The sequence below is a fragment of the Microcoleus sp. AT9b-C3 genome, assembly GCF_036705485.1.
Classification (GTDB): Bacteria; Cyanobacteriota; Cyanobacteriia; order Cyanobacteriales; family Microcoleaceae; genus Microcoleus.
Genome location: NZ_JAUBUR010000057.1, coordinates 21,655 through 31,802 on the forward strand (window position 1 = coordinate 21,655; position 10,148 = coordinate 31,802).

Annotated in this window: 9 protein-coding genes and 1 pseudogene; 9 read left to right on the top strand and 1 reads right to left on the bottom strand. The window is 48.7% G+C overall.

Annotated elements, in window-relative coordinates; genetic code table 11:
• Positions 1 to 70: 70 nt before the first annotated feature.
• The 4 genes from QUB77_RS29500 (at position 71) to QUB77_RS29515 (ending at position 3,142) form a co-directional block, all read left to right on the top strand.
• Positions 71 to 220 (top strand): thiamine S protein, encoded by a 150-nt coding sequence (locus tag QUB77_RS29500; protein ID WP_333180469.1) that lies wholly within the window; start codon positions 71 to 73, stop codon positions 218 to 220.
• Between the two features lie 485 nt (positions 221 to 705).
• Positions 706 to 1,173, top strand: a complete 468-nt coding sequence (gene rimP, locus QUB77_RS29505) for a ribosome maturation factor RimP (protein ID WP_333180468.1) — start codon at positions 706 to 708, stop codon at positions 1,171 to 1,173.
• 270 nt (positions 1,174 to 1,443) lie between these two features.
• Positions 1,444 to 2,733 carry a transcription termination factor NusA gene (nusA, locus tag QUB77_RS29510; protein ID WP_333180467.1) on the top strand — a complete coding sequence of 430 codons (1,290 nt, stop codon included), beginning with the start codon at positions 1,444 to 1,446 and terminating at the stop codon, positions 2,731 to 2,733.
• A 94-nt stretch (positions 2,734 to 2,827) separates the two neighbouring features.
• Positions 2,828 to 3,142, top strand: a complete 315-nt coding sequence (locus tag QUB77_RS29515) for a YlxR family protein (RefSeq protein WP_333040950.1) — start codon at positions 2,828 to 2,830, stop codon at positions 3,140 to 3,142.
• Between the two features lie 41 nt (positions 3,143 to 3,183).
• Here the strand turns inward: QUB77_RS29515 and QUB77_RS29520 are convergent, their stop codons facing one another.
• Positions 3,184 to 3,471 carry a hypothetical protein gene (locus QUB77_RS29520; RefSeq protein WP_333180466.1) on the bottom strand — a complete coding sequence of 96 codons (288 nt, stop codon included), beginning with the start codon at positions 3,469 to 3,471 and terminating at the stop codon, positions 3,184 to 3,186.
• A gap of 54 nt (positions 3,472 to 3,525) precedes the next feature.
• Here QUB77_RS29520 and infB point away from each other — a divergent pair, with 54 nt between their 5' ends.
• The 5 genes and pseudogenes from infB to QUB77_RS29545 all read left to right on the top strand — a co-directional run bounded on the left by infB (position 3,526) and on the right by QUB77_RS29545 (position 9,959).
• Positions 3,526 to 6,690, top strand: a complete 3,165-nt coding sequence (infB, locus tag QUB77_RS29525; RefSeq protein ID WP_333180465.1) for a translation initiation factor IF-2 — start codon at positions 3,526 to 3,528, stop codon at positions 6,688 to 6,690.
• A 491-nt stretch (positions 6,691 to 7,181) separates the two neighbouring features.
• On the top strand, positions 7,182 to 7,898 hold the full coding sequence (locus QUB77_RS29530) for a low-complexity tail membrane protein (protein WP_333323650.1): 717 nt from the start codon (positions 7,182 to 7,184) through the stop codon (positions 7,896 to 7,898).
• A gap of 241 nt (positions 7,899 to 8,139) precedes the next feature.
• Positions 8,140 to 8,364 (top strand): hypothetical protein, encoded by a 225-nt coding sequence (locus tag QUB77_RS29535; RefSeq protein WP_333180463.1) that lies wholly within the window; start codon positions 8,140 to 8,142, stop codon positions 8,362 to 8,364.
• 671 nt (positions 8,365 to 9,035) lie between these two features.
• A complete protein-coding gene (locus QUB77_RS29540) occupies positions 9,036 to 9,332 on the top strand; it encodes a hypothetical protein (protein ID WP_333323652.1) in 297 nt (98 codons plus the stop codon).
• 9 nt (positions 9,333 to 9,341) lie between these two features.
• A pseudogene (locus QUB77_RS29545) lies at positions 9,342 to 9,959 on the top strand (glycosyltransferase family 4 protein).
• Positions 9,960 to 10,148: the final 189 nt, after the last annotated feature.

A 10,148-nucleotide genomic window follows, 5' to 3' on the forward strand; every position in this document is an offset into this window, starting at 1 on the left:
AATGGGGATTTTGTATGGTGAATCTTAGTTTTGCCGTTTGGTCAATATACCGTTAATTTGGCGCTCGCCCATGTCGAATCTACCAATCGCCCTCACTGTCAAACTCTTCGCCACCTATCAAGAAGCAGAGGGCTTGTCGGAACTGAAATTAGAATTTCCCAAAGAAACTCCCATATCGCAAGTCCTAGAACGCCTGAGTGACCATCGCCAAAAGTTTTAGGGACGATCGCACCCGCTCGCGGTATCAACCAGGAATTTGCCCTCGCCCCACTGGCAAACGGTAATCAAGTCGTCCTCATTCCCTCTGTCAGCTATCCCCTCTCCCTTCGGACACTCCCCCGAGGGCGATCGGTTTGTCACCGGGCGGGCGATCGAGCTAAACTGAGAACTGAGGCCTCGCTTCGATCGGAAGAAGTCCTCAAACTTCTTGGAAGAAATTGTTTTACCTAGGAGTGGGTCAAGCCCACTTTTTTTGTTGCATTAGTCGCAGGAAAAGAGCTCAGGGCGTCTGACTTGCAAGTTGAGGACTGATTTAGTAGGGGTAATCCCCCCGCTTGAGATCCCTGCAGGGATGTTGGGTAAGTCCCAAAGTTGAAGACGAAAGTCGCAGCCACCTAATCAAACCACCTCAAAACCAAGCAATCTCAACACCAAATTTTTCCTTGCCCGTGTCCGAGTTTAGGAGTTTTAACTTAAGTATTCGATATGACTCATCCCCTAATCCCACAAATCATTGACTTAGCTACCCCCGTTGCGGAAACACTGGGATTGGAAGTAGTGGGAGCAGTGTTTCACACCAACCAAAATCCTCCCGTCTTGCGGGTAGACATCCGCAACCTCCAACAAGACACTGGTTTAGCCGACTGCGAGCGCATGAGCACAGCCCTCGATGCTGAGTTAGACGCAGCCGACATCATACCCGATGCCTACGTGCTAGAGATTTCCAGTCCCGGAATATCCCGATTGCTCAGCAGCGATCGAGAATTCATTACCTTTAAAGGTTTCCCCGTGACAGCCACAACCACCGAACCGGACTCGCGAATCAAAGAGTGGAAAGGACTACTCCTAGGCCGGGATGAAACAGCGGTTTATCTCAATCAAAAAGGGCGACAGGTTAAAATTCCCCGCCCTCAGATTGTCAAAGTTGAACTAGACGAAGGAAAGGAGATGTAAAGGGAAATTTTGAGGGTTGAGTGTTGAGTTTTGAGATTGCCTCGCAGCAAGCTGAAAACGCTTGGTTGCGAGTTAATTTTTAACAATCATATCTGTAGCAGCGGGTTGAATAGGAATAACAAATAAATTGTTACAGCACCGAGTTACCCTAATCCTATTCAGTAACTCATCACTCCTCTGTCATCACTTTTTCTTGAAAATTTCCAAGTACCAATTACCGATTACCAGTTACCCGTTACTTATTACCACAGCAAAAAAGGAGTGTTTTATATGTCAATGGTTCCCCTGCCCGGACTAAAAGAAATGGTCGAAGGTATTAGCAAAGAACGCAATTTACCCAAACACGCCGTCCAAGCAGCCTTGCGAGAAGCCCTGCTCAAAGGATACGAACGCTACCGCCGTACCCAAAAACTCGATCACTTCAGCGAAGAATACTTCGACAACTTTGATGTAGAACTCGACGCAGAACAAGAAGGTTTCCGCGTTTTAGCCAACAAAACTATTGTCGAAGAAGTCATCAATCCCGATCACGAAATCTCACTTACGGAAGTGCAAGAAGTAGCCACGGAAGCTCAGCCTGGGAGCATCGTGCTCGTAGACGTAACACCAAATCAAAAAGAATTTGGTCGCATGGCCGCGATCCAGACCAAACAAGTTCTCGCTCAAAAACTGCGCGACCAACAGCGCAAAATGATTCAAGAAGAGTTTAAAGATTTAGAAGAAACCGTTCTTCAAGCAAGAGTTCTCAGGTTTGAGAGGCAGTCGGTAATTTTAGCAGTTACCAGCAGCTTCGGTCAGCCAGAAGTAGATGCCGAACTCCCTAAGCGCGAACAGTTGCCCAACGACAATTACCGGGCCAACGCTACATTCAAGGTTTATCTCAAAAAAGTAGGCGAAGGCTCAACTCGTGGGCCGCAGTTACTTGTTTCTAGAGCCGACGCAGGTTTGGTGGTTTACCTGTTTGCTAACGAAGTACCAGAAATAGAAGACGGGGTGGTGAGGATTGTCGCCGTAGCCAGGGAGGCAAATCCGCCCTCCCGGCACGTCGGCCCCCGGACTAAAATAGCAGTGGATACTCTCGATCGCGACGTAGACCCCGTAGGAGCCTGCATCGGAGCGCGGGGATCGCGGATTCAGGTAGTAGTCAACGAATTGCGCGGCGAAAAAATCGACGTGATCCGCTGGTCTCCAGACCCAGCAACTTATATTGCCAACGCTCTGAGTCCCGCTAGAGTAGATGAAGTGCGTTTAGTCGCTCCAGAAGGCAGGAGAGCTCACATTTTGGTCGCTGAAGACCAACTCAGTCTTGCCATTGGCAAAGAAGGTCAGAACGTCCGCCTCGCAGCCCGCCTAACCGGTTGGAAAATCGATATCAAAGATATTGCTAAGTACGATCGCGCCGCCGAAGACAGCAAATTGGCCGCAGAAGCAACTAGGCTCGAAGAACTAGCAGGCGACTACGACGCAGACGAAGCGGGCGACTACGACAGCGACGAGGAAACCGCAGAATTTGAGGAAGAGGAGGCAGCCGCCACGGAGGAAACCGAAGCCACAGTCTAAAAACTGTGACATTTACAAGATTTTCTGCCTTCGGGAGACAAGGAGGACTTGTCCCCTACTCCCCCCTCTCCCCCTACTTCCCCTCTCACAAGAAATGAAACCGAACTACCGGTGCTGTGCCAGTTGTCGAAAAATAGCTCCTAAGGAAGCTTTTTGGCGAGTAGTCAGGCTCTATCCTTCTCATCAGGTACAATTAGATCGTGGCATGGGCCGTTCTGCTTACCTTTGTCGGGAAGCCGAATGCCTCAAAGCAGCTCAGAAAAAAAATCGACTTGGGCGATCGCTCAAAGCGCCTGTGTCTGACGAACTGTACCAAACACTTTGGCAGCGTTTAGCCACATCTGACTGTACATCTTACTCTGGCTCACCCGGACGAAAAACCGACAATAGTTCGGCATCGACTGTATAAACCCTCTTGGCAGCCCTACCAGTAATTACCGGTAGCGCCAGCTATAAAACCCCAATCCGATCTGCCCACCAGTCTGGAAAGATTTGTGTCAGATTAGATAAGGGTAGGGTACTAGCAGAGGTATCCTCAAGGTGGAAAGGCAAACTTTGAAGCTTGAGAGAGTGGGTTTTGCCAAAACTCAGACTTCGGAGTTCCAAGTTCCCAAACAGACTTGAGAATTCTTCAACCGCAGACTTCAGCGAGTTGCATCTTTCTAGATAAAATTGCTGAGCGAGTACCAAAACCCCGATTCCTGACACTGAATCAATCACACCGAATGATGTCGTCATTAGCACAAAAAATCACAATGTAAAAACTGGTTGGCATAAAAGAGGGCAGAGTGGATGAACAACGGCAAAGTAAGAATTTACGAATTATCACGGGAACTAAATTTGGATAATAAAGACATCTTGGCAGTATGCGAGCGGCTCAATATTTCAGTCAAGAGCCACAGCAGCACAATTACAGAATCAGAAGCAGAGCGCATTCGCAAAACGGCGGAAAAATACGTAGCCAGTAGCCACTCTTCCCCCGGCAAGCCAGCTCCACCCGAAAGAGCAGCAGCGCCATCTAGAGAATCTGGCCCTCACCCTAACGACCAACAAAAAAAGCAGCAAATTTTAGAAATACGCAGTCCAAAAGTACGGCCGGCTGGTGCTTCCTCCCAGCCTGCAGGCAACGAGGAGAACAAAAACCAGCCCGCGGCAACCGTGGCAACTCCTCCCAAGTCGCCTGCAGCTCAACAACTCCAGCCTCCAGCTAAACCGAATATCAATAGACCTGTACTGTCGAAGCCAAATGTCGCAGTCTCGGCAGCTCCGTCAGAAGTGTCGGAAACTGTAGGTGCGATCGCCCCGGAAACAACCGCCCAGGCTCAGCCACCTGCGGCACCTCAACCGCCGTCGGAAAAGGCTCCCGAACGCACCAAGCAACCGCCGATCGCCCCTCCCGCGCCTTCGGCCAAACTCACGTCGCCGCCAGTCAGAGCGGCGTCCGAGTCGGCTAGCCGTACCCCACAAAATCTGGGGAACAAGCCGGTACTCAAACTTGCAAGAACCGAGCAAGAGCAATCAGAACAGTCAGAAACTCTGGAAGCGCCGGCTAAACCGAGCCGCCCCAGCAGACCTACACCGGGAGGTACCGAATCCCGCGACGCGCAAAGACCGCGCCGGGAAGGCGCTGGTGGCCCAGTCAAAACTCCACTTGCCGATCGACCCCAGCCCGGTGGACCGCGCCGGAGCCTTGCCCCCGCAACGTCAGCTACCGGGCTGCGTAGCCGCGGCGGTGACACCGGAGCCCTAGGGGATGACACTGATGACAATGAAGAAGATAATACGCCGTTGCTGGAGATTCCTCTCCTCGAAAGGCCCTCCCTCCCTCGTCCTGCCAAAAAGACATCGGTCATTTGGGAAGAAGATGATGACGAAAACTCAGATGCTGCCAAAGCTGCCAAGGCAGTTAAGGCAAAACGTTCTCGCCTCAAACCCATAGACGAGGATGACGATGACTTAGAAAACGGCTTGGATCTGCCAGCACCAGTCACGGTCAGCCTGTCCCTAGCCCGCCCAGCTAAAGCGAAGGGACAAGCAGCACCCAAGTCAACACCAACTCCGGGCGCCCCCGGCAGCAGCGGAAAAAATAAGAGACCGGGCCCTTCTCACGATAAAAGTTCTTCTTCAGGTTCTAGTGGGGGACGCGGCAACCGGGGCAAAACAGCCGAAGCTAAGGTAGAACGTCCAGAAAAGCTCCTGCTGAGCAGGCCGATGACCGTTCAAGAACTAGCGCTTACTCTGGCTGTTCCCGAAACCGAAATTATTAAGCGGCTGTTCTCTAAAGGAATTGCGGTCAATATTACCGAAACCCTGGACATTCCAGCGGTGAGGATGGTAGCCGAAGAAATGGGCGTAGAGGTGGAAACCCCAGAAAAAGTAGCGCCAGCTATCAAAGTGATCGAGATGCTGGACGAAGCGGATTTGGAATACCTCGAACGCCGTCCGCCAGTCGTAACGATTATGGGCCACGTGGATCACGGCAAAACTACCTTGCTAGACTCGATCCGCAAAACCAAGGTGGCTCAGGGAGAAGCTGGGGGGATTACCCAGCACATCGGTGCTTACCACGTGGATGTGGAACACGAAGGCAAGAGCCAGCAGGTGGTGTTTTTGGATACGCCCGGTCACGAAGCCTTTACAGCGATGCGGGCTCGGGGAACACGGGTTACGGACATCGCCATTTTGGTGGTGGCGGCGGACGACGGCGTGCGACCCCAGACAATTGAAGCGATCAGCCACGCGAAAGCGGCGAAAGTGCCAATTGTCGTGGCTATCAATAAAGTTGACAAGGAGGGTGCTCAGCCGGAACGGGTGAAGCAAGAGCTTACTGAGTACGGCTTGGTCGCAGATGACTGGGGCGGCGATATCACGATGGTGCCAGTCAGTGCGATCCGAGGCGAAAACCTGGATACGCTGTTGGAAATGATTCTAACAGTGGCGGAAATGGAAGACCTCAACGCCAACCCGCACCGACCAGCTAAGGGTACTGTGATTGAAGCTCACCTCGACAAGGCAAGGGGGCCTGTAGCAACTCTGCTGGTGCAGAATGGCACTCTGCGAGTGGGCGATATTGTGGTCGCAGGCTCGGCTTTGGGCAAGGTGCGCGCCATGATCGATGACCGGGGCGAACGCGTAGAGCAAGCAACTCCATCCTTCGCGGTGGAAGTGCTGGGGCTGCGGGAAGTTCCTCGCGCCGGAGACGAGTTTGATGTCTTCGCAAACGAAAAAGAAGCTGCGGCGATCGCCTCTGGAAGAGCTACCTCTCAACGAGATTCCCGCCTGCTGCAAGGTGGCCGGATCAGCCTCAGCGGCTTCTCTCAACAAGCTAAGGAAGGCGTTCTTAAGGAACTCAACTTGATCTTGAAGGCAGATGTCCAAGGCTCCCTCGAAGCAATTGTCGGCGCTCTGACTCAACTTCCTCAAAAAGAAGTTCAACTCCGACTGCTGCTATCTGCTCCTGGGGAAATTACAGAAACGGATATTGACCTCGCCGCAGCCAGTAATGCTGTAATTATCGGGTTCAATACTACTCTCGCCACCGACGCTCGCCTCGCGGCTGACCAAGCGGGGGTTGACGTGCGGGAATACAGCATCATCTACAACCTCTTGGATGATATTCAAGGGGCGATGGAAGGCCTGCTGGAACCCGAATTGGTGGAAGAACCTTTGGGTCAAGTCGAAGTCCGCGCTGTCTTTGCGATCGGTCGCGGGGCTGTGGCTGGATGTATGGTACTCTCTGGCAAAGTCATCCGTAACTGTAAGGTGCGGGTGCGCCGGGGCAACAATGTCGTTTACGAAGGTGTCCTCGACTCCCTCAAACGGATGAAGGAAGATGCCAAGGAAGTCAATGCTGGCTTTGAATGCGGCATTTCCTTGAGCGGGTTTAGCGACTGGGCGGATGGCGATATGATTGAAGCCTACCGGATGGTAACTAAACGCCGCACACTCTCTCAATAGTTTTGAGTTGTGAGTGTTGAGTGGGAAGAGAATTTTTTGAGCGCTCGCAACCAAATTGCCGATCGCTCGCAACTCTTCTCTTCACTCAATACTCCCAAACTCATCACTCGCAACTTTTGTTTTTAACTTATAGCAGAAGGAAGAAGCCTGAAGGCAGAAGGTTTTAGTTATCGAGGAGAGAAGGAAGAAGGAAGAAGGAAGAAGGTTTTAGTTATCTAGGAAAGAATGCACAAGCAATACAAGCAAAGATGTTAGCAATTAACCACGTCCTAATCGTTTTTGCTGTTGCTGAAAATTCAAAATTTAAAACTAAAATAAGACTTACGCAAAGCAACCGAGTTTCCTCCCAAAATGCTCGGTTTGACCGCTAGAAATGTACTCTTCGCACCGGGTTTCTTGGTTAAGAGTGCGTCCCCGACTATCAAAACTCAAAATTAAAAACTCATAACTCATAATTATCTAAAGTGCGTTCTTTTTGGTCAGATCCTTTTTTGTGGATTCACCTTTCTGGGGCGGCTACACTGCCGATATTCCTGGGACTGTGCTTGCTGGGACTCGCAGTTGGTTCTCCCCTGCTCCCTGTCTGGTTAGAAATGTTTTTAGTGGCTGTAGCAGGTATTGTTCCGGTGCTGTGGATGCAGTGGTTCCGCCCTTTTTACATTTTTAGTATTTTAGTTGTGGCGGTAAAACCGCAGAATTTAACTTCTGTGCAGCAGCAGATTCTGACTCGGTTTAAAACAAAGTTAAATCAAGCAATTGCTCTTGTTGTCGCTGTTTTGCTGGCAGTAATTTTGTGGCAGCTTTACCGATGGGCTCCCCTCGCGGCTTCGGTGGCTCCCTTTCCTCCTTCCTGGCGGTGGGCTGGATTGTTGTTGGCAGTTGCTGCTTTTTTAGCTAGCAATTTGTTTTTGCAGGTTTCTGCTAGTGTCATGACGGTTTTGCTGACGCCGGAATCAGAATTTGCAGCGACAAAGCCTCATGTTTTAGAAAAAATTCGGCAGGATTTTACGATCGCACCTTGGCAAGTCGATCGACTTTTGCCGGCTTTTGCAGCCCAGACAACTGCCGCTGTGGCTGCACCCGTAGAGTCAATTGGGCCAGCATCCGGCATAGGGAATTCGTCAGTCGGCAGTTTTGTCAACCCAAAACCTGCTGACACCAACGGCGTTACATCTCTACCCGAACAGTCGAGGGAAGAAAAAAAGTGAAATAAAAAATCAAGAGGGGGACAATTGTAGTTTAAGCTACTTTAATTTGTACAGATGTATGCTGTGAAAAAAATAGGTAAGGCCCCTCTTGGGATAGAGATTATTAATAGTCTTAATATTTAATTTTTAATCGCAGGTTGTGGATATTTTATGTTGGCTCTTTGGAGAGAAGAATCTATAATAGAGAGTGTCAAGGTCAGCTTTCAATCCTTACAAGGGATTAAAACAGAGGTATAACAATATGGCGAATTATCTACCGATCGCACAAGAACCTCAAGCCGCAGAGCCGATCGAGCTGTGCGAAGATTCAGAAATCTGGGGCAGTCTCAAAGAAGCGATCGGCGCAAGTTCAGGCTTTCAACGCTGGCAGCTAGAACTCAATTTTGAGCGTCAGCAGCAAAATGCCACCATCGATCAGCAGGTTCGTTCCTATCTGCGGGAAACTTTAGAAACTTTGGCTTATTGAGTACCCTAAAACCAAATATTGTCACGGTTTGTGAATTTTACAGGCTAATTCTGCTGGCATACCCTCCAATATGCTATGTGAGTGCCGTGAGTGTCGTGAGTGTCGATCGCTAATTCGGATATCAAATTCTAGAAGACAGTATTTCTGGTTACTTAGTTGGGGTTAATTCCCGCATCCTACTTGCCATACACTCTCAAAAAAGTCAAGAAAAAATTAGCCGGAAATCCCCCCTACAAAGCGGCGGCAGCCGCTATATATTGACGTGACTGTTGCCGAAACTCTTTATAATAAGGCTAAAGCAAAATAAAATTAATAGTGCGGTCGTGGCGGTACATCAAATCGTCTAAATCAACCTGGTTACACATCTTTTGCACTCTAAGTTCTATTAAATACTTTACAACAACAGTTGAGGAAAATGCCCTTAGTCATAGTTCAGTAGGCCGGCGATTACGCAGAAGCTTTTGAACACCTAGCCAAAGGAGGAAGCGAAACATATTACGCTCAAAAATATTGTGTTGATGCGGTTACCGAGATGGTAAAACGAGCTGAGTCAGTAACGGTTATTTGCTGCATGACACCAAAATTTGATGATCGAGTTCTAGAGAACGGCGTGCGGGCGATTCGGTTGCGGATTTAATTACAAAATTGCTCCCCAAAAATTGATCGAGTTAATGGCCCAGCAAAATCCCACTCATTTAATCATGCGGACGACTATTCGCCCCGTTTTTAATTGGGCAATTAAAAACACAATTAGAACCATCGCTGTATTTGCCGAATCTATTGCAACAAAAACTTGGCGCCATAAAGACCGCAACTATTTCCTATCCCAATTTTTGAATAACAAGCAAATACAATGGGTTGGAACTTACGACCTTACTTCATCTTTATTGTACAAAGAAATTGGAGTAAAAGCTGATAAAATAATTCCCTGGGACTTTCTCTTAGAAACCAATCCCGGCTCTTGGTAGCCGAAAAAAATCCCTGCGGACATCAATAAAATTCAACTTTTTTACGCTGGTTCGTTAGTACAAAGTAAGGGAGTGGGCGATATATTGAGAGCCGTAGCAAAGTTAAGAGAACGGAATAATATATCAGTTCACTTAAAAATGGCAGGTAAAGGGGAAGAAGAGTTTTTGGCCCAAGGAGTCGAAGAGTTGCAAATTAAAGATTCTGTATAATTTTTAGGAATAGTGCCAACTCAGACTTTAGAACCTTTAATGAGAAAATCCGATCTCGTGTTAGTTAATAGCAGGCACGAATATCCCGAAGGTTTTCCCCTGACAATTCAGCACGCTTTACGCACTAGAACACCGATAGTAGCTTCGGATCACCCGATGTTTACAACCCATTTAAAGCACGGTATTAATTCGATGATTTTTGAGGCGGGGAACTCTCTAGCTTTAGCAGAATGTATCGAAAAAGTTATTTCGGATTCAGCGCTTTACCACAATCTTTCTGTTGCTTCTCACTCAACCTGGTATGAGTTGCGTTTGCCTGTCAAATGGGCGGAATTGATCTCGCGCTGGCTGGATGATTTCCCTGAAAGCAAACAGTGGTTGTTTGAAAAAAGGCTGGCTGTTGAATACTACAATTAAAAATCAAGCCTATAATTATAGCAGATGTTGAAGGAAGAAGTCCTGCATGAAGTTGCAATCGACTGCATGGGAAAAGTGCAATTAAGAACGTCCTAATCGTCGGGCGCGATTGCTATAGCAATCCTAAATCATTATCAAGACTATGATACAATTATATGCAATACTCGATCGTGAATAAAAAAATGAATA

Excerpts from the sequence above, each read along its gene's own strand:
- QUB77_RS29540 (WP_333323652.1), top strand. The coding sequence starts at position 9,036 with ATGGCCCAGCAAAATCCCACTCATTTAATCATGCGGACGACTATTCGC.
- QUB77_RS29515 (WP_333040950.1), top strand. The coding sequence starts at position 2,828 with ATGAAACCGAACTACCGGTGCTGTGCCAGTTGTCGAAAAATAGCTCCT.
- QUB77_RS29535 (WP_333180463.1), top strand. The coding sequence starts at position 8,140 with ATGGCGAATTATCTACCGATCGCACAAGAACCTCAAGCCGCAGAGCCG.
- QUB77_RS29500 (WP_333180469.1), top strand. The coding sequence starts at position 71 with ATGTCGAATCTACCAATCGCCCTCACTGTCAAACTCTTCGCCACCTAT.
- infB (WP_333180465.1), top strand. The coding sequence starts at position 3,526 with ATGAACAACGGCAAAGTAAGAATTTACGAATTATCACGGGAACTAAAT.
- nusA (WP_333180467.1), top strand. The coding sequence starts at position 1,444 with ATGTCAATGGTTCCCCTGCCCGGACTAAAAGAAATGGTCGAAGGTATT.
- QUB77_RS29520 (WP_333180466.1), bottom strand. The coding sequence starts at position 3,471 with ATGACGACATCATTCGGTGTGATTGATTCAGTGTCAGGAATCGGGGTT.
- rimP (WP_333180468.1), top strand. The coding sequence starts at position 706 with ATGACTCATCCCCTAATCCCACAAATCATTGACTTAGCTACCCCCGTT.